At 63.3% G+C, this 19,322-nt stretch carries 17 protein-coding genes and 1 tRNA gene; 5 read left to right on the plus strand and 13 right to left on the minus strand.

Going from position 1 to position 19,322, the window contains the following annotated elements:
- The first annotated feature begins 56 nt into the window (after positions 1-56).
- A complete protein-coding gene (locus R6G97_RS08445; protein WP_090345107.1) occupies positions 57-290 on the plus strand; it encodes a hypothetical protein in 234 nt (77 codons plus the stop codon).
- Here the strand turns inward: R6G97_RS08445 and R6G97_RS08450 are convergent, their stop codons facing one another.
- Positions 291-896 carry a flavin reductase family protein gene (locus R6G97_RS08450; RefSeq protein ID WP_043206434.1) on the minus strand — a complete coding sequence of 202 codons (606 nt, stop codon included), beginning with the start codon at positions 894-896 and terminating at the stop codon, positions 291-293.
- A gap of 117 nt (positions 897-1,013) precedes the next feature.
- Positions 1,014-1,457: a heme utilization protein gene (locus R6G97_RS08455; protein WP_317847988.1), complete on the minus strand. Its 444-nt coding sequence runs from the start codon at positions 1,455-1,457 to the stop codon at positions 1,014-1,016.
- A 328-nt stretch (positions 1,458-1,785) separates the two neighbouring features.
- Here R6G97_RS08455 and R6G97_RS08460 point away from each other — a divergent pair, with 328 nt between their 5' ends.
- Complete coding sequence (locus R6G97_RS08460; RefSeq protein ID WP_043206436.1) at positions 1,786-2,535, plus strand: COG4705 family protein; 750 nt, start codon at positions 1,786-1,788, stop codon at positions 2,533-2,535.
- Positions 2,536-2,640: 105 nt separating this feature from the next.
- On the opposite strand, the gene R6G97_RS08465 is transcribed toward R6G97_RS08460, so the two are convergent.
- The 4 genes from R6G97_RS08465 to bglX form a co-directional block, all read right to left on the minus strand.
- Positions 2,641-3,960, minus strand: a complete 1,320-nt coding sequence (locus R6G97_RS08465; protein ID WP_043206437.1) for an MFS transporter — start codon at positions 3,958-3,960, stop codon at positions 2,641-2,643.
- Positions 3,961-4,214: 254 nt separating this feature from the next.
- The gene (locus R6G97_RS08470) at positions 4,215-5,549 is read right to left on the minus strand and encodes a sigma-54-dependent transcriptional regulator (RefSeq protein WP_043206438.1); all 1,335 of its coding nucleotides are present in this window, start codon (positions 5,547-5,549) and stop codon (positions 4,215-4,217) included.
- Positions 5,543-7,300 (minus strand): ATP-binding protein, encoded by a 1,758-nt coding sequence (locus R6G97_RS08475; RefSeq protein ID WP_043206439.1) that lies wholly within the window; start codon positions 7,298-7,300, stop codon positions 5,543-5,545. The genes R6G97_RS08470 and R6G97_RS08475 overlap by 7 nt, the downstream gene beginning before the upstream one ends.
- Positions 7,301-7,417: 117 nt before the next feature.
- On the minus strand, positions 7,418-9,709 hold the full coding sequence (gene bglX / locus R6G97_RS08480; RefSeq protein ID WP_317847989.1) for a beta-glucosidase BglX: 2,292 nt from the start codon (positions 9,707-9,709) through the stop codon (positions 7,418-7,420).
- Positions 9,710-9,937: 228 nt separating this feature from the next.
- Between bglX and R6G97_RS08485 the strand changes: the two genes are divergently transcribed.
- The gene (locus R6G97_RS08485) at positions 9,938-10,555 is read left to right on the plus strand and encodes a TPM domain-containing protein (protein WP_070574840.1); all 618 of its coding nucleotides are present in this window, start codon (positions 9,938-9,940) and stop codon (positions 10,553-10,555) included.
- Positions 10,556-10,658: 103 nt separating this feature from the next.
- Positions 10,659-11,876 (plus strand): class I SAM-dependent methyltransferase, encoded by a 1,218-nt coding sequence (locus R6G97_RS08490; protein ID WP_317847990.1) that lies wholly within the window; start codon positions 10,659-10,661, stop codon positions 11,874-11,876.
- Positions 11,877-11,917: 41 nt separating this feature from the next.
- On the opposite strand, the gene R6G97_RS08495 is transcribed toward R6G97_RS08490, so the two are convergent.
- The 6 genes from R6G97_RS08495 to R6G97_RS08520 form a co-directional block, all read right to left on the minus strand.
- The gene (locus tag R6G97_RS08495; RefSeq protein ID WP_043206441.1) at positions 11,918-12,934 is read right to left on the minus strand and encodes a DUF4917 family protein; all 1,017 of its coding nucleotides are present in this window, start codon (positions 12,932-12,934) and stop codon (positions 11,918-11,920) included.
- 132 nt (positions 12,935-13,066) lie between these two features.
- Positions 13,067-14,770 (minus strand): SulP family inorganic anion transporter, encoded by a 1,704-nt coding sequence (locus tag R6G97_RS08500; RefSeq protein ID WP_090344992.1) that lies wholly within the window; start codon positions 14,768-14,770, stop codon positions 13,067-13,069.
- 306 nt (positions 14,771-15,076) lie between these two features.
- Positions 15,077-15,150 (minus strand) — tRNA-Gly (locus R6G97_RS08505).
- A 117-nt stretch (positions 15,151-15,267) separates the two neighbouring features.
- On the minus strand, positions 15,268-16,152 hold the full coding sequence (locus tag R6G97_RS08510) for an alpha/beta fold hydrolase (protein WP_043206446.1): 885 nt from the start codon (positions 16,150-16,152) through the stop codon (positions 15,268-15,270).
- Between the two features lie 367 nt (positions 16,153-16,519).
- Entirely contained in the window at positions 16,520-17,212 is a 693-nt protein-coding gene (locus tag R6G97_RS08515) for a pseudouridine synthase (protein ID WP_090344994.1), read from the minus strand.
- A 25-nt stretch (positions 17,213-17,237) separates the two neighbouring features.
- Positions 17,238-17,459, minus strand: a complete 222-nt coding sequence (locus R6G97_RS08520; RefSeq protein WP_043206448.1) for a cysteine-rich CWC family protein — start codon at positions 17,457-17,459, stop codon at positions 17,238-17,240.
- Positions 17,460-17,661: 202 nt separating this feature from the next.
- On the opposite strand from R6G97_RS08520, the gene R6G97_RS08525 reads away from it, so the two are divergent.
- A complete protein-coding gene (locus R6G97_RS08525; RefSeq protein ID WP_090344996.1) occupies positions 17,662-18,135 on the plus strand; it encodes a hypothetical protein in 474 nt (157 codons plus the stop codon).
- Between the two features lie 39 nt (positions 18,136-18,174).
- Here R6G97_RS08525 and R6G97_RS08530 read toward each other — a convergent pair whose 3' ends face one another.
- Positions 18,175-19,281, minus strand: coding sequence for an enoyl-CoA hydratase/isomerase family protein (locus R6G97_RS08530; protein WP_043206450.1), 1,107 nt, complete (start codon positions 19,279-19,281; stop codon positions 18,175-18,177).
- Positions 19,282-19,322 lie beyond the last annotated feature (41 nt).

Below are 19,322 nucleotides of genomic sequence, written 5' to 3' on the forward strand. Positions count from 1 at the left end.
ATCCGTGATTGAGGGGTAGAATGACAGCCCTCGTTTTTTGGATGCGGATTTGCAGCATGGCACGTAGAGAGTTTTCCCACTTCGAAGCCGTTTCGGCGATGGTCCCTGTACAAGGCGGTGGTTACAACGCGGCCATCGCCGTAAAAGCCCTGGGTATGGGCGGCGCGCCGCGCTTTCACAAGGTGCTCGATGGCCAGGTGTTTCAGAGTGCAGTGGCGGCCGACGAGGCCGCCTGTACCGAACTCGCACGCCTGCAAGGCGTGGGCGAGGAAGGCGAACTGATTTTCTGATCAGACCTGCGGGCGGGCCATCTTGAACAGATTGCCCAGCTCGAAGTAGTCCGCTGGGCCTCCTCCCCGCAGGATCGGCTCGGCGGCGGCGGTGTCGTAGATGCCATCTTTGAGCAGATGCTCGGCGATGTGCACGGCCACGACTTCCCCCAGGATCAGCCAACTGGGCACCAGCGCCTGGTCGGCCCGCTTGAGCTGCACGATCTGGCTCACCTTGCATTCGAAGGCCACCGGGCTTTCGCCTACTCGAGGTACACCGACGATGCGCGATGCCGTCGGCGTCAGACCGCTCAATTCGAACTCATCGACATCCGCGGCTACCGCCGCGCAGCTTTGGTTCATCGGCTCGGCCAGTGTTCGGGTCGCCAGGTTCCAAACGAATTCGCCGGTCTGCTCGATATTGTTCAGGCTGTCTTTGCGCCCAACGCTGCAGAAACCGATGATCGGTGGAATGTAGTTGAAGGCGTTGAAGAAACTGTAAGGCGCCAAATTGAGGCGGCCTTGCTGGTCCTGGGAAGAGATCCAGCCGATAGGGCGGGGGCCAACGATGGCATTGAACGGGTCGTGGGGCAGGCCATGGCCTTTGGCGGGTTCGTAGTAGTACATCTGCGCAAGGCCCGTAGGCCCTTTCCTTGTTGTGGACGAGGTGCCTAGTGTGCCAAGGCTCCAGCCCGCTGGAAATGATCAAGCCCGGCCGAAGCCGGGCTGGGCGCTCGCATCGGATCAGCTGATGCGGTGGGCATTGGTGCGGTCGAAGCCGTCTTCGGCGAAGCGCTGTGCGCCGGTGCGGTCGTAGCCATCTTCGGCGAAGCGCTGTGCGCCGGTTCGGTTGAAGCCGTCTTCGGCGAAGCGCTGTGCGCCGGTGCGGTTGAAGCCGTCTTCGGCGAAGCGCTGTGCGCCGGTGCGGTCGTAGCCGTCTTCAGCGAAGCGCTGTGCGCCGGTGCGGTCGTAGCCGTCTTCAGCGAAGCGCTGTGCACCGGTGCGGTCGTAGCCATCTTCAGCGAAGCGCTGTGCGCCGGTGCTGTCGTAGCCATCTTCGGCGTAAGTTGCCGATTGGGTCTGGGCGGCGGCGAAGCTGTGGGCGCTGGTACGGTCGAAACCGTCTTCGGCGAATGCACCGGTAGCCAGTGCCGACAGAGCCAGGGTCAGGATCAGTTTGCTTTTCATGGTCGTTGCTCCAGTGAGATTCGCGGGTTGTTTGTTTCTATGGGTTTAATGCTACGCCGATTAATTTGATTAAAAAGCGCAAAAAATCACGCATAAAAATCGATTTAATCGATGTGTTTGGGCGCGCTTTCGTCTTTTAAACCACAGAGGTGCTGCGAGACAGGCGCTTTGCGCCCTCGTCTCTCCACAGTTCAAGGATGCGGGAGGGGAATTAATCCCGAGTTAAATGAAACCTTCGATGAACGAACGCTTTTTTCATGCTCCACCAACCGTTTTTTCAAACCCGCCCGCTCAGCATCGCGCCCACTCAACCCAGGAGCGGCAAACAATGAATAAACTTCCGCAAATCACCTTGGCCTTCTGGGTCATGAAGATCTGCGCCACCACTTTGGGCGAGACGGCGGGCGACCTGCTGTCGATGACCCTCGATATTGGCTATGCCATGAGCTCGCTGCTGTTGATCAGCGTGTTTCTGGTGACATTGCTCACCCAGCTTTACTCTCGTTCATACAATCCCTGGCTCTACTGGCTGGTCATCCTATCCACCAGTACTGCGGGCACCACGATGTCCGATTTCATGGACCGTACCCTGGGCTTGGGCTATGCCGCGGGTTCGGCCATCCTGATCGGCATCTTGCTGCTGACGTTCGCCCTTTGGCGCCTGAGCGGAAATCCGCTGGACGTCACCCGCATCAAGAACCGAGGCGGCGAGCTGTTCTACTGGGTGGCAATCCTGTTTTCCAACACCCTTGGCACCGCGCTGGGCGACTTCCTGGCGGACGACTCAGGCCTCGGTTTCGCCGGTGGCGCACTGCTGATCGGCAGCACCATCGGCCTGGTGGTGCTGGCCCGCTACTGGACCCGTATCCCAGGCGTGGCGCTGTTCTGGATCGCATTCGTCCTGACCCGCCCATTCGGTGCGACTTTGGGTGACTTCCTGACAAAACCGCACGAAAAAGGCGGGATGGACTTCGGTACGGTGGGCTCTTCAGCGGTGCTCGGCGGCATCTTGTTAGTGCTGATTCTGATGGCGTCGTTCTATAACCGCGAAGCGCGTCGGGAGTTGGAAGCTTCCTGACGGCCGTCACTGTCTGGGGCGTAATTGGCTCACTGCTCGTCGAACCATGAAAAAGGGGCGCTCCGTCAGCCGGAGCGCCCCTTTTCGATTACCGCGTGAGCAGGATCAGTCAGTCGTGATCCGCGAATGCTTGGCGGTGTCTTTCATGGTCGCGTAGACCAGCAGCGAGCAAGCGATGCAGCCGGTGACGTACCAGTAGAAGCCGGTTTCCATGCCGTTGCTCTTGAACCACAGGGCCACGTACTCGGCGGTGCCGCCGAAGATCGAGACGGTCAGGGCGTAGGGCAGGCCGACGCCTAGGGCGCGGATCTCGGTGGGGAACAGCTCGGCTTTGACCACGGCGTTAATGGAGGTGTAGCCACTGACGATGATCAGCGCCGCCATGATCAGGAAGAAGGCGCCCCACCAGGTCTGCACGGTGTGCAGGGTGCTGAGGATCGGTACGGTGAACAAGGTTCCGAGCACGCCGAAGGCGATCAGGATCGGACGACGACCGATCTTGTCGGAGAGTCCACCGATCACCGGTTGCAGGCACATGAACAGGAACAAAGTGGCCGCCGAGATGGTGGTCGAGTCGCTGATGCTCATGCCTACGGTGTTCACCAGGTATTTCTGCATGTAGGTGGTGTAGGTGTAGAAGGCCAGGGTGCCGCCCATGGTCAGGCCGACCACGGTGAGCAGTTCCTTGGGATGGCGCAGCAGGGTGCGCATCAGGCTTTCCTTGGACTTTTCCTTCTTGGTGAAGGAGCTGGTCTCCTCCATGCCGCGACGCAGGTACAAGGCGACCACCGCGCACAGCGCGCCGATCACGAAGGGTACGCGCCAGCCCCAGGCATACAGCTGCTCGGTGGTGAGCGTCTGCTGCAGGATGATCAGCACCGCCAGGGCGATCAGCTGACCGGAGATCAGGGTCACGTATTGGAAGCTTGAGAAGAAGCCGCGGCGATCCTTGCTGGCCATCTCGCTGAGGTAGGTGGCCGAGGTGCCGTACTCACCGCCGACCGACAGGCCTTGCATCAGGCGCGCCAGGACCAGCAGGATCGGCGCGGCGACGCCGATGGTCTCGTAGCCAGGGGTCAGGGCGATGACCAGGGAGCCTGCGCACATCAGCAGGACCGAGGCCATCAGCGCGGCCTTGCGGCCCTTGCGGTCGGCATACAGGCCCATCAGCCAGCCACCGATCGGGCGCATCAGAAAGCCCACGGCGAAGATGGCGGCGGTGTTGAGCAGTTGTGCGGTGGTATCGCCGGCCGGGAAGAAGGCCTTGGCGAAGTACAGTGAGAATGCCGCATAGACGTACCAGTCGTACCATTCGACCATGTTGCCGATGGAGCCACTGAAAATCGACTTGAGACGGCTTGCGGTGGTTTTTTCCGCGGCGGGCGCAATGGCCGCCCCGGTGGGCAGGGTGCTGGCGTTATCCATCAGGGGATACCTTCTCGTTGTTTTTGTGGAGCGCGCAGGTCAGCGCTTGAGAAGGGTTTTGCAGAAGCTATGCCAAAGGCGTGCACTGGCGGGCCTGAATGCCCCATCGCGGCGCACGACCATTCCATAACCCGCGAATCCAAAGGCCCTGCAGGCGCAACGTCGCCACGCGATGGGCTGCGTAGCCGCGCCCTTCAATACTTTCGATAAGCGGTTTTTTGCTCATCGGCCACAATGGCTAGGCAAAAAACCGCTCATTCGCGCTCGAGAAAATCGTCCCGCACCAGCCCATGACGCTGCATCTTTTCGTTGAGTGTCCGCCGAGGCAGTTGCAAGGCCTCCATCACGGCCTTGATCTCACCCTTGTACTGTCGCAGCGCGGCGCGCAGGCACTGTGCCTCGAACGCCTCCATCTGGCCGGCGAGCGATTGCCCTGCGGCGCTGGCCTCGACGCTCGGCGCGCCCAGCCCCAGGGCGTGGCGCTCGGCGGCATTGGCCAGCTCGCGCACATTGCCTGGCCAATCATGGGCCAGCAGTTGCGCCAACTGCCCACCGCTCACCGGCGGGGCCGTGCGGCCCAGGCGCTCGGCGGCAGCGCGGGCAAAGTGTTCGAACAACAGGGGGATGTCCTCGCGCCGTTCGCGCAGTGGTGCCAGGCGCAGTTCGGCGACGTTCAGACGGTAAGCCAGGTCTTCGCGAAAGCGTCCGGCGCGGGCTTCTTCGAGCAGGTCCGGTTTGGTGGCGGCGATAATGCGCAGGTCGACACTGATGCTCTGGTTGGCACCCAGGCGCTCCAGCTTCTGCTCCTGAATCACCCGCAGCAGTTTGGCCTGCTGGGCCAGCGGCATGCTCTCGATCTCATCGAGAAACACGGTTCCCCCGTTGGCATATTCCAGCTTGCCGATGCGCTTGCCCTGGGCGCCGGTGAAGGCGCCACTCTCGTGGCCGAACAGCTCGGCCTCGAACAGCGTTTCAGGAATCGCCGCGCAGTTGAGGGCGACGAAGGGCTTGTCGGCGCGCGGACCGAAGTCGTGCAGGCAACGGGCCACACGTTCCTTGCCGCTGCCGGTTTCGCCGCGGATCAACACGTTGACCGGCAGGCTGGCCAGGTCCAGCACCTGCCGGCGCAGGCTCTGCAAGCCTTGGGACATGCCCAGCAGGGTGTTTTCCAGGCGCGCCTTGAGATCGGCCTGCTGGTGCAGGCGACGGTTCTCCAGCACCAACTGGCGTTTCTCCAGGGCGCGGCGCAGGCTGCCGAGCAGGGTCTGCGGCGTAAAGGGTTTTTCCAGAAAGTCATAGGCGCCGTTGCGCATGGCCTCGACGGCCATGGGCACGTCGCCATGGCCGGTGAGCAGGATCACCGGAAGGTCCGGGTCCAGTGCCTGCAGCCGTTCGAGCAGTTGCAGGCCATCGATGCCGGGCATGCGCACATCGCTGACGATCACGCCTGGGAAGTGTTCCGGCAATTGGGCCAGGCACTCTTCGGCGCGGGCGAACAGTTGCACGCTGAAGCCCGAAAGGCTCAGCCACTGCTGCACCGCGGTGCGGATGCTGGCTTCATCATCGACGACGATCACCGAATTCAACATACAGGCTCCAGGTCGCGGGGCAAGGTAAGGCTCAGGCGGGCGCCACCGGGCAGGTTTTCGGCCTGCAACTGGCCGCCGGCCTCATGGACGATGCCATAAGAGATCGCCAGACCCAGGCCGAGCCCTTCGCCGACCGGTTTGGTGGTGAAGAACGGATCGAAGATTCGGGCCAGATCCGCCTGGGGGATACCGCCGCCGGAGTCCAGCACGCTCAGGCGCCACTGACCATCATCGGCTTCGATTCGGATCTCCAGGCGTTTGTAACGCTTGTCGGCCATGGCGTCGAGGGCATTGCGCAACAGGTTGATCAACACTTGCTCGAGGCGGATCGCATCGCCCCTGACCCACGCGGGGCGCGCCAGGTACAGCGCCACTTCGACGCCCTCGCCACGGATGCGGGCATCGAGCAGGTGCAACGCCTGGTCGACCACGGTGGCCAGGTCCAGGCGCTCGCGTAGCCCGCCGGGGCTGTTGCGGGCAAAGGTCTTGAGATGGCCGGTCAGTGCCGCCATGCGCGTGAGCATCTGCTCCAGCGGCTCCAGGGCCTGCCGGGCCTCGTCGTAGCGACCGTGGTCGAGCAGCAGGCGCAGGGTCTCGAGCTGCATGCGCTGGGTGGTCAGGGGCTGGTTGATTTCATGGGCCAGAGCCGCCGACATTTGCCCCAGGGCCGCAAGCTTGGCTGACTGCACCAGGCCCTCTTGGGCGGTGCGCAGTTCGCGGGTGCGCTCTTCGACCAGGCGCTTGAGTTCGTTGCGGCTGCGCTGGCGCAGGCGTGCCAGGCGCAGGCGCTGGCTGACGAACAGTGCGGCGAACACCAGGCTCAGCCAGATCGCCGCCGCAGTCAGGGCGGCGTTGCGTCCGTCGGCGCTGACCTGGGGCTTACGCAGCAGATGCAAGGTCCAGCCTTCTGCCTCCAGCGGCAGGCTTTCCCACAGGTAGTCGACGCTGCCATCCGGGCCTTGCACGCGGCTCAAATGGCTGTTGGCGCCGAAGTCGGTCAGCACCTGATGCTGCAGGGGGACCAAGGGTTGCTTGTCGTACTGGCGGGTCTCGGCAAGCTCGGCGCGGTCGGCGGGGGAAATTGGCTGTAGCTCACGGTAGCGCCAGCCGTCCTGGTTGGCGATGAAGGTGATGCCTCGGGCATCGCTGACCAACAGGATGTCGCTGCCTTGGCGCCATTCGCGCTCAAGTTCGGGGAACTCCAGTTTGACCACCATGGCGCCGAGGAAGCGTCCCTGTTCGTCGGTGACCGCGTTGGCCAGGAAGTAGCCTGGTACGCCACTGGTGACACCGACCGCGTAGAAGCGGCCGCTGCCGTGGCTGCGGGTCTGCTTGAAATAGGGGCGAAAGCCGTAGTTGGAGCCGACATAGGTCGTCGGCAGCCGCCAGTTGCTGGCCGCGATGGCCAAGCCCGTGCGATCGAGCAACTCCAGGGTGGAGGAGTTGGCGGCGCCGTTGATGCGTTCGAGCTTGCGGTTCAGGGCGTCCTGCACCTGTTCGGTGACCGGGCCGCGCAAGGCCGCGATCAGCTCCGGGTCCAGCGCCAGTACGGCGGGCAGGGCACGGTAGCGCTCGATCAGGGTGTGCAGGGCATTGGCGTAGAGGGTCAGTTGCTGGCTGGCCCGACGTGCGTCGGTCTCCATCGACTGGCGCTTGGCCTGGTGCATCGCCCAGCCAGCGCTGAGCGCGGTGCCGATGACAATCACCAGGACGATCAGGGCCAGACGCAAGGTTCGGAAGGAAAATAGCATGCGGCTGATCCTTGGCCTGTGCTGGGTGTGTTTAAGGTTTTTCACGCAGACTGTGGGCGCGGGTAAACCCACGCCCACAGGGCTGTGCTTAGGGCGCAACCCTGCGGGCGGAAGTTGTCACAGCAACTCGAAGCTCTGCTGCTGCACAGCCTCGGAGTCGAGGCCGACCTGGACATTGAACTGCCCCGGCTCTGCGACCCGTTGCAGCTGGCCATTGTAGAACTTCAGATCATCCTCGCTGATGCGGAAGGTCAAGGTGCGCGACTCGCCAGCCTTGAGCATCAGTTTCTGGAAGTTTTTCAGTTCTTTGACCGGGCGGCTCATGGAAGCGCTGACATCCTGAACGTAGAGCTGGACCACGATTTCGCCGTCGCGCTTGCCGGTGTTCTTCACCGTCACCTTGGCCTCCAGCGTGCCGCCACGCTTGAGCTGCTGGCTACCCAACGACAGGCCGGACAGTTCGAAGCTGCTGTAGCTCAGGCCATAGCCGAACGGGTAGAGCGGGCCGTTGGGCTCCTCGAAGTACTGCGAGGTGTAGTTGCCTGGCTTGCCCGGAGTGTATGGCCGGCCGATGCGCATGTGGTTGTAGTACATCGGGATTTGCCCGACCGAACGCGGGAAGGTGATCGCCAGCTTGCCGGACGGGTTGTAGTCGCCGAACAGTACATCGGCGATCGCGTTGCCGCCTTCGGTGCCGCTGAACCAGGTTTCCAGCAATGCGTCGGCCTGCTCACGCTCCCAGGCCAGCGACAGCGGGCGGCCGTTCATCAACACCAGTACCAAAGGCTTGCCGGTAGCCTTCAGCGCCTTGATCAAGTCACGCTGCACTGCCGGGATTTCCAGCGTGGTACGGCTGGAGGATTCGTGGGACATGCCGCGAGACTCGCCGACCACCGCCACCACCACATCCGATTGTTTGGCGGCCTTGACCGCTTCGTCGATCAGCACGGCGGCTGGACGCGGGTCGTCGACGATCTCGGGCGCGGCGAAGTTGAGGAAGTTCAGGTAGTCGAAGATGGCCTTGTCGCCGGTGACGTTCGAGCCTTTGGCGTAAAGCAGCTTGGCCTTGCCCTCCAAGGCGCGGCGCAGGCCTTCGCGCACGGTCACAGAGTGTTCCGGTTTGCCGTCGGCGGCCCAACTGCCCATCATGTCGATTGGTGCATCGGCCAGAGGGCCGACCAAGGCGATGGTGCCGGCCTTCTTCAGAGGCAGGGTCTGGTCGCGGTTTTCCAGCAGGACCAGGCTGCGGCGTGCCACGTCACGGGCGGCTTCGCGGTGCAGGCGGCTTTCAGCGTAGTAATCCTTGACGTCGTTTTCGGCCTTGCCGATGCGCACGTACGGGTCCTTGAACAGGCCCATGTCGTACTTGGCGCCCAGCACTTCGCGCACGGCCTGGTTCAGTTCGGCCTGGGTCACTTCACCGGACTTGAGCAGGCCGGGCAGTTCCTCGCCGTAGAGCGTGTCGTTCATGCTCATGTCGATACCGGCCTTGATGGCCAGCTTGGCGGCTTCGCGACCGTCCTGGGCCACGCCATGGCGGATCAGTTCCTGGATGGCGCCGTGGTCGCTGATGGTCACACCCTTGAAGCCCCACTCCTTGCGCAGCAGGTCGTTCATCAGCCAGGTGTTGGAGGTGGCCGGCACGCCATTGATCGAGTTCAGTGCGACCATCACGCCACCGGCGCCGGCCTCCAGGCTGGCGCGGTAGGGCGGCAGGTAGTCGTTGTACATCTTCGGCAGGCTCATATCGACTGTGTTGTAGTCGCGCCCGCCTTCCACCGCGCCGTACAGGGCGAAGTGCTTGACGATGGCCATGATGCTGTCGGGTTCGGCCGGGCTGGTGCCCTGGAATGCCTTGACCATTACCTGGCCGATTTTCGAAGTGAGATAGGTGTCCTCACCGAAGCCCTCGCTGGTGCGGCCCCAGCGTGGGTCGCGGGCGATATCGACCATCGGGCCGAAGGTCATGTCCAGGGAGTCGGCGGCCGCCTCGATCGCCGAGGTGCGGCCGACCTTGGCAATGGCGTCCATGTCCCAAGTCGCCGCCAGGCCCAGGCCGATCGGGAAAATGGTGCGCTCGCCATGGATGGTGTCGTAGGCGAAGAACATCGGGATCTTCAGGCGGCTGCGCATAGCAGCGTCCTGCATCGGCCGGTTCTCGGGGGCAGTGCGCGAGTTGAAGGTGCCGCCGATGCGTCCGGCCGCGATTTCTTCACGGATCTTCTCGCGGGGCATTTCCGGGCCGATGCTGATCAGGCGCAACTGGCCGATCTTCTCGGCCTCGGTCATCTGGCCGATCAGGTGTTCGATGAACGCCTGCTTGTCCTGCAGCGGCGGTGCGGAGGTGGCGGCCAGGGCCGCCTGACTGGCAAGGCCCATGGCCAGGCCCAGCAAAGACAGTTTCATCATGAATTCCATTGTCGTGGCCCCTTGCCGTATCCAGGGGGATACGTGCACGGCCGGAGTTTTTCTTGGCGGCTATTGTTGTACAGTTCGCCGGGCTTCACTTGGCTGATCGGCCCTGCCTGGTCCAATGCAGCGGCGGATTATGCCTTATATGGCGGGCATCATGAGATACACTTCCCGCCGACCGGCTGTCGGGACAACAACAATAAGAACGATCGAGAGACCCATGGCATGACTGTCTTCAACGAATACGAGCAGCGCCAGATTGCCGAGGCCATCGCTCGGGCCGAGCAACGCACCGATGCGGAACTGGTGACCGTGCTGGCGCGCCGCGCGGACGATTACGCCTACCTGCCCCTGCTATGGGCCGCGCTGCTGGCTCTGGCCATACCGGGCCTGGCGCACATGGCCTTGGGGTGGCCTGATTTGCGCAGCCTGTTGGTGGTCCAGGTAGTGACGTTCGTCGGCCTGTGCCTGCTGCTGCGCAATCCACGTTTGGCCAGCCGCCTGGTCCCGCGCCTGTTGCGTCAGCGCCGCGCCTCGGGCCTGGCGCGGCAACAGTTTCTCGAGCTCAACTTGCAACACACCGCCGGTGCTACCGGGGTGCTGATCTTCGTCAGCGAGGCCGAGCGACATGTGGAGATCCTGGTCGACGAGGGCATTGCCCGGCATCTGCCCGAGCAGCCGTGGGATGCCATCATCGCCCGCTTTACCGAGCAGGTGTGCCAGGGCCAGACCCTGCAGGGCTTCGTCGATTGCATCGAAGCCTGTGGCGAGCTGCTAAGCGAACACGTACCGCCGACCTTCGCGCGCAACGAGCTACCCAACCGCCTGGTGATCCTGGACTGAGCCGCGTCCATCGATTAAAGCTTCGCGCTGGCCGGGCATCGACGTAAAATGCCGGCCATTGCGCGCTGCGCGCCCCCCCCGCGATTCGAGGCACCCACTTTCCATGTCCGCCACTCCCTCCGCTACCACCGCGCCGGATGCGCGTGCCCAGTTCCTGGCTTTGCTGGCCGATGCCTTGCAGGCCGGTACCCTGGTCAAGCTGGTGCTGGCGCGCCATGTCGGCGTTGACCAGACCCTTCAGCGGATCATCGCCAAGCCTTTACAGGTCAAGGGCCAGGACTGCCTGTCGCTGGTCTACCGCCACCAGACCCGTGACATTACCCGCAACCTGCCGCTGGAGCAGGCCCAGACGCTGGTGGCCGAGCTGTTGCCCGAGTGTTTTCGCAATGCCCATCTGTTCACCGCCGAGGGCGAGGTGCAGCTGGGTTTCAGCAAAAAGGGCAAGCCGATGCTCCAGCGCCACATCGCCCAACCTGCCCGTGAAAAGGCTGCCACTACCCATGATCGGGAGAAGAAGCGCTACCTGGAGCTGTCGCGGCCGTTCTTGCGCGATTTAGGAGTGACCGATGCCCAGGGCGCGTTGATTCCGTCCATGTCGCGCAAGTGGAAGCAGATCAACAAGTTCATCGAGGTCTTCGACCACGCCCTGGCCAGCGCACCCCTGACCATGGACCAGCCGCTACGGGTGGCGGATTTCGGTTCGGGCAAGGGCTACCTGACCTTCGCCATGCACGACTACCTGCGCAACAGCCTGGTGCGTGAAGCCCTGGTGACCGGTGTCGAGCTGCGTCAGGACATGGTCGACCTGTGCAACGCCGCTGCCGCGCGGCTGGAGCACCCTGGCCTTGAGTTCCAGTGCGGCGACGTGCGCAGCGTGGTGCCCGAAGCCATCGAGGTGATGATCGCGTTGCACGCCTGCGACATTGCCACCGACTACGCCATCCATACCGGCATCCGTTGCAACGCCGCGATCATCATGTGCTCGCCGTGCTGCCACAAGCAGATCCGCCCGCAACTGCACAGCCCAGGCCTGCTCCAGCCGATGTTGCAGTACGGCCTGCACCTCGGCCAGCAGGCCGAGATGCTCACCGACAGCCTACGCGCCCTTTACCTCGAGGCCTGCGGCTACGAGACCAAGGTGTTCGAGTTCATCTCGCTGGAGCACACCAACAAGAACAAGATGATTCTGGCGGTCAAGCGCCGGCAGGCGGGGGACAACACCGCATTGCTGGCCAAGATCGAGCAGCTGAAGGCGTTCTATGGCGTGAAGGAGCATTGCCTGGAGACGTTGTTGCGTCAGGATGGGTTGCTCGCCGCTTGACCTGTCTTGGGGTGTACAGCAGCCCATGACAGGTGGAGCATTCATCTGGGTCGGGCGTGTTCTGCCGGCCCCACGATTGCCAACGCCGGGTTGCCCAGCGGGTGGCTGGCGGCGTCGAAGAAGTGCACGGCCGTTCCTGGCAGGTCGGCGAAGCGCTGCATGAAATGCTGCTTCTGGTTGATGATCGACGCTTCGCTCAAGGGGCGGATGGCGATCGACAGGTGCGTGGGCCGGGCTTGGCGAATGGCCTCGAGCAGGTGCTGATCGCTGGCGTCCAGGTGCTGGCCGAACAGGCATAGGCCCTCGCGTTCCCCGGACAGTTGGCCCAACCCCCACGACAGGTAGTCCGAGGCGCGGATAGCGCGCAGTTTTTCTTCGCTGCGGCTCTCGTTGACGAACAGCGGCACTTCCCCCGGAATGTTCACGGCAAAGCCTTCGAGCAGCTCGGCGCATTCGGCGCTGCGCTGGCGGGTGGTGCCGTCGGGGAGTTTGAGCAGGTGCAGCCCGCCGTGCAGATGAACGATGCGGATGCCTTCGGTCGCGGTGCGGCGCACATCGAAGAAGCCCTGCTCGTCGAACAGCGTGGCGAAGCCTTCCGGCGCCTGATTGACAGCCCAAGGCAGGAGCAGGTCGTAGTTGCTGGTGTAGACGTTGCGGTAGCTGCGCAGAGCCTGGTTGATCGTCGCCAAGGTGTCGCTCGGCACGCGCGTCCAGGGCAGGTGCACGGCGCGCGTGGCGTGGATCAGGGCTTCCTTGATCGAGTAGTAGCGGTTCAGTGGCGCGGTGGAGTTGATGGCCAGCGCGGCATTGGCGCGTACCGTGGTGTTCAGGGTGCTGAGCACCGGCTCGAACAGCTCGGTACCCAGGGACTTGAACAGCGCTTGGTCGCTCACGCCCAAGGCCTTGTGACGGACCCGCTGGGCCTCCTCGAACAGCGAGAAGTAGCCGAACGGCTTCCACACGGCACGGCTGGCGCCGTTGCCCACCAGCAGGGCAGTGCAGGGATGGCGGTCATTGAGCGCCTGCCAGGAGGGCAGGTGGGCATCGAGAGAAGGCATGGCAGGTCCATTGGGCAAGGCGAGGAACGCGGGGACTTTAGCATGCCGCAGCCTTGATGCGGGACGCGCACCGCGCTTGCCTAGGCCAGGCCTCCCCAGCGCGTGCCTGCTCGTGACCGGGCCACGGACTGCTTACGGTTCGAGTACCGGATGTCGGCGTGTGCGGTTGCGCCACACCCGATACGCCCGAATTCCTGCACGCACCGAGCCGAACAGCAGCTTTTCTTCCATTTCCCGCGCCATGCCTGAGCGCACCAGCATGCGCAGGAAGTTGCCACGGGCGCGGGCGATGGCGAAGTAGATACCTTGGGCGGCGAGGGTGTCGCGCACTTCGCGCAGGGCGGCGACGCCGCTGACGTCGATGCTGGTCACCGCCTCGGCGTCGAACAGTACGGCCTGGGGCTTGCTCTCACCTTGGACGGCATCGAGCAGGCGCATCTTGAAGTAGTCGGCGTTGAAAAACAGGATCGCGTCGTCGAAGCGATACACCACAAGGCCCGGCACCGTCCGCGCTTCGGGGTGATGGCGAACGTCGACCTGGCCCTCGACGCCGGGCAGCCAGCCAAGGACGGCGTCGGTGGGCTGATAGATGCTGTACAGCAGGCGCAGGATCGCCAGGGTCACGGCGAAGATGATCCCAGGCAGCACACCCAGACTGAGGACGCCGGCGGTGGTGAGCAGGCACAGCCAGAATTCGAAGCGGCTGAGCTTGTGGATCTTGCTCAGGGACTTCACATCGATCAGCCCCCAGCCGGCCATCAACAAGACGGCGCCCAGCGCCGCCTGGGGAATCCACGCCATGGGGGCGGTGAAGAACAGCAGAATCAAGGCGATCACCAGCGCGGCGATGATGCCGACCAGTTGGCTCTTGCCTCCGACCATGTCGTTGACCGCCGTGCGCGAGTCGGCGCCGCTGATGGCAAAGCCCTGGGACATCCCCGCCGCCAGGTTGCTCACGCCGAGGGCAACGAACTCGTGGTTGGCATTGATCGCATAGCCGTGGCGGGCGGCGAAGCTGCGAGCGGTGAGCATCGCGCTGCAGAAACTGACGGTGGCGATGCCCAGGGCATCGCGCAACAGGCTTTTGGTTTCCGCCAGGGTGCTTTGCGGCCATGCCAGCTCCGGAATGCCCGCTGGCACCGGGCCGAGAATGGCGACGCCGAAGCGGTCGAGGCCGAACAGGCCGGCCAGCAACGTGAATACCGCCACGGTCACCAGCGCTGCCGGCAAGCGGGGGTAGCGTCGCGGCAGCCAGACCAGCAGGCCCAGGCCGACCAGGCCGATGGCCAGGGTCAGCCAGTGGATCTCGCCCAGGCGCTGGAGAAAGTTGATCAGGCTAAGGATGAAACCGTCGCCTTCGATCTTGAACCCCACCACCTTGCTCATCTGCCCGGCGATCAGACTCAGGCCGATACCGTTGAGATAGCCGATCAGGATGGGACGCGAGAAGAAGCTGGCGATGAAGCCCGCCCGCGCGACGCCGGCGGCGATCAGCATCACGCCGACCAGCACCGTGACGATCACCGAAAGCTCGGCGATGCGGTGCGGATCGCCCATCGCCAGTGGGGCGACGGCGCCGGCGATCATGGCGCAAGTAGCGGCGTCCGGGCCGACCATGAGTTGGCGGGAGCTGCCGACCAGGGCATAGACGATCATCGGCAGCACGCAGGCGTATAGCCCGTACTGGGGTGGCAGGCCGACGATCTGGGCGTAGGCGATGGCAATGGGGATCTGGATCGCGGCCACCGAAAGGCCGGCCTGAAGGTCAGCGTGGAACCACTCGCGGCGGTAGTGCAGCAGATTGGCCAGGCCCGGTAGCCAGCGGGAGAGAAACATGCACGCGTCCTTGGAAATGTTTCGGGGTGCTGATCAGCATAAGTGTCCTGAGGCCGCTTCGCTTGCGAGCCCACGGACAGCATTCAAGCTGATCGGGTCGATGATGGCTATGGGCTAGGTCAAGAACAGCGGAGATTGGGCAGCGAAGGGGAGGTTCACAATCCCGGAAGCTGTCGGAGCCTGCGATGGATAGCGGCCTTTGGATTGTCCAGGACTACGTAGATACGAACAGGCGCGCCTCGCGCTAGGCGATGGGGGCTTGTATTGATTAAGGCTGGATCAGCGCGGGCTGCGCCTGGAGGAAAGTGGAGCGGGTAGAGGGAATCGAACCCTCACCGATAGCTTGGGAAGCTATAGTTGTACCATTCAACTATACCCGCTTCAGAAGCCGACATTTTTACCAGAACACGCCAGTCATGAGAAGCCCGGCCGTGCAAAAAGGCCTGTCGGCGACGTGTAGCCCGGGGCACTACAAGGGCTAGACGTCGCCGAACCACTCAGATAGCCAGTGCATGCTGCCCCTGTACGTAGTGACTGCGTTGACGGGGTTGGCGCAGCGTCGGGTTGAGGAAGCCAAGCATCGCGGCCCGGGTGTCCTCGCACGCGCTCTTGTGCTCGATATCCAGGAAGTGACCGGCATCGCGGATGACGCTGAAATGGCTTTGGACCACGTGCTGGCTGAAATGCCGCGCATCCTCGACGGTGGTGTACTCGTCACGGTCGCCATTGATGAACAGCACCGGGATGTCGATGTTGCGCGCCGATTTCAGGGCTCGCTCCAGATCATGATCCAGCACCTGGTTGATGTGGAAGTGCATTTGCGCGTACTCATGGCTGTCCAGGCTGCTCACATGGCGGTAGTTGAAGCGCTTGAACAGCGACGGCAGGTACTTGCCGATGGTGTCGTTGACCAGGTTGCCCACCTGGTAGCGGTCGCAGGCGGCCAGGTACTGGCAACCGCGCGCCAGGTAGTCGCGCATTGGCTCGTTGATGATCGGCGAGAACGAACTGACCACGGCCTTCTTCACCCGGCTCGGCTGGTGCGCCAGCGCCAGCAGGGCACAGGCACCGCCCCAGGAGAACGACATCACATGGTCGGCCTGGAAGTGCTCGATCAGCTCCAGGAGAATGTGCGCCTCGGTCTCCTTGGTGATCAGCCGTTCCTGATGGTTGTGCGGCTTGGACTTGCCAGCATAGGGCTGGTCGTACAACACAACGTTGAAATGCGGGTGCAGGCTGCGCACCGTCTGGGCGAAAGAGGCCGTTGTGGCCAGCGATCCATTGATCAGGATGATCGTCTTCTCTGCTGCTTCCGCGCGATAGAACTCCGTGTAAACCCGATACTGACCTTGGATATCAAGCACAGCGATTTCTGGCCTCATGTCATCGACTCCTGGCGCAAAAAGGTATTCGCGTGACCTAGGGTGCACGTTGTTTATGACAGGTAGGCATACGCCTGGAAGAGAAACCGGGGGCCCTTGTGTCGATCCATGGCACGGTCGTCGACGGTATTTGTTCTAGGTGGGCGGTTTGCCGTGCCCCAGGGCATCGAGACCCTGGGTGACCGGCAAAAGGCGTCTTGGACTGCAATCGTGACCGATAAGTCACATGCGGACCGACGAGTTTGATTCAAGCAGCAGGGTGGCGATCTCGCAAGTGCCGTTCAGGGGGATGGCACGAGAAAAACAACGGGATGAACCTGTCTATACCGCTCTATGCAGGGGCCCACCTGCGCAGAGGCTTCGAGGTTCAGACCGAGGCGATCTCTTCGGCCGTCAGTTCACGATACTCACCCGGAGCCAAAGCAGGATCCAGGCCAATGCAGCCCATCCGCTCCCGGTGCAGCCCCACCACCTTGTTGTCGAAGTGCCCGAACATGCGCTTTACCTGGTGATAGCGGCCTTCGACGATTGCCAGCCGCGCCTGGCGCGGTCCGAGAATGTCCAGTTGCGCGGGGAGGGTGGTGAGGTCCTCGAAGGCGAAGTAGAAGCCTTCGCGGAACTTGGCCACGTAGTGCTCGCCGATCTCGTCTTCGGTCTGGACGTGATAGATCTTCGGCAGCTTGGTCTTGGGCTGGGTCAGGCGCCGCGACCATTGACCGTCGTTGGTCAGGATCATCAACCCGGTGGTGTTGTAGTCCAGGCGGCCAGCGATGTGCAGGTCTTCACGCAGTTCGGCCGGCAGCAGGTCTAGCACGGTAGGGTGCTGTGGATCCTGGGTGGCGCTGACGCAGCCGCTGGGCTTGTGCAGCATGAGGTAGCGCGCCGGGCGACCGGCTTGGAGTACTTGCTCGTCCACTTCGACCCGGCTGAATTCGCGTACTTCCTGGCGCGGGTCGGTGGCAACCATGCCATCGACGCGCACGCGCTGTTGCACCAGCAGCAGGCGGACCTGCTGGCGGTTGTAGCAGGGCAAGTTGGCGAGAAAACGATCAAGACGCATGGCACTGAGCGGTTCGAAAAAAGGGCTAGCGGTTGGACGCTGATTGCGCCGCCTTGAGCTGGTCATCGACCTCGGCGCATCGAGGACACAGGCAAGCCTTGTTGCGCAATTCGTCGGGCAGCGCCCTGAGCGCGGCCGGATCGATGGTGACGGTGAAACACCAGCAGGGCTGCGTGGCGAGGCGTGGGTCGGCCAGGCTGCACTGATTCAGGGCGCCACAGGCCGGGCAGCGCTGTTTGTCGTTCATGTCGGATCCAGACGTCTAGGTAGCAGGCATTCTACCGGTTATGGCGACAGGGTGTTTCCGGCTGTCGGCAACCTGTTTCAATTCATTGCGAAAATGGCACTGCACCCGGGCGCAACGGTCTTATTCGGTGTCGATGTACGTATTGCCATCGATGCTCGCCAGCGCCGCTGTGCCGGGCACTCCCGCGGTCCAGGAGGCCGCCATGTACCTACGAATTCTGCTGATCGCCTTGTTGGCACTCCTCACCAGCGCCTGCGTCCCTTACTACGAGGACGGAGGTTACTACCGCTCGGGTTACTACCGCTCGGACTACTACTCAAGCGACCGCGACTATTATCCGGGCTATTACCGTCAGGATCGTTACTACATCAGCCAGCCGCGCTACTACCAGAGCGCGCCTCGCTACTATCAACCCGCACCTCGTTATTACCGCCCGGCGCCCACGCCCCACTATCGGCCTTACCCGGGGCATCAGGTGAATCAATGGCATGGCAATCCGCGCAACGACTATGGCAACCGTCATCGCTATGACTATGGGCGGGACCGGGACCGTCATGACTATCGCAACGACAATCGCCGGCCGCAGAACGACCGTTGGCATTCCAATGGTCGAGGCGACAACAATCGTCGTCACGATGGCAGGCACGGGGACGACGGTCGTAACTGGCGGCGTTGATCACCGGGCTTGAGCCCGGTCTGCCTGCCGGAGCGGCGCTCATTCCAGATCAGCCAGGGGATGGCGCCCCTCCCAGACCTTGGTGAAATGCGCCTCGACCACCGCCGCTGGCACCTGGGCGATATCCGGCCAGTGCCAGCGCGGCTGGTTGTCCTTGTCCAGCAAACGGGCACGCACCCCTTCACTGAACTCCGGGTGACGGCAGCAGTTCAGGCTCATGGTGAATTCCATCTGGAACACTTGGGCCAGCGACAGGTATTTGGCCCGGCGGATCTGCTCCCACACCAAGTGCGCGGTCAGCGGACAGCCCTCGTGCAAGCGTCGGCCGGCCTCGGCCAGCAGTGGGTCGGCATGACGGCTCAGGTCGGATAACGCCCGCCAGGCGGCAGCAGGGTCGGCTACGTCGAGCAGCTCGTCGATCAATGCCCGGCGCGGCAACCACTGGGCTTCGGGCAGGTCGGCGCAGGCCCGGTGCTGTTCGGCCTTGAGCAGGCTGTTCAGCTGTAGGGCGGTCTGCTCCTGCCAATTCAGTTGCAGCAGTTCCTCGATCAGGGCTTCTTGCTGATGCTCGCCCAGCAGGCGATCAGCCAGGCCAAGGTCCAGGGCGTCGCGGGCGTTGATCGGCGCGCCAGTCAGCCCAAGGAACAGGCCGAGCTTGCCGGGCAGGCGGGAAAGGAACCAGCTGGCGCCGACGTCCGGATACAGCCCGATGCTGATTTCCGGCATGGCCAGCCGGCTGCTGGGAGTGACGATGCGGATGCCCGCGGCCTGCAGAAGGCCCATCCCCCCGCCGAGCACGTGGCCATGCCCCCAGCACAGCAAGGGCTTGGGATAGGTGTGCAGGCGATAATCGAGCCGGTACTCGGCGGCGAAGAAGGTGGCGGCCAGGGGCGGGACGCTACCGGGGTGGTCGCGGCAGGCCTGGACCAGCGCACGTACATCGCCGCCTGCACAGAACGCCTTGGGCCCGCTGCCGCGCAGCAGCACGCAGACGATGCCCGGATCGTTGGCCCAGGCGCGCAGGCGCTCATCGAGGACCTCGATCATAGGCAGGTTCAGGGCATTGAGCGCCTTGGGCGCATCCAGGGTGGCGATGCCGATGCGCGCGCCATCGGCGCCTGTGAGTACCTCGCATTGAATGGACATGGGCGACCTCGTGTAGTCATCGCACAAGTATGGACCCCACA

The organism is Pseudomonas sp. HTZ2, assembly GCF_033173945.1.
Taxonomy (GTDB): domain Bacteria; phylum Pseudomonadota; class Gammaproteobacteria; order Pseudomonadales; family Pseudomonadaceae; genus Aquipseudomonas; species Aquipseudomonas guariconensis.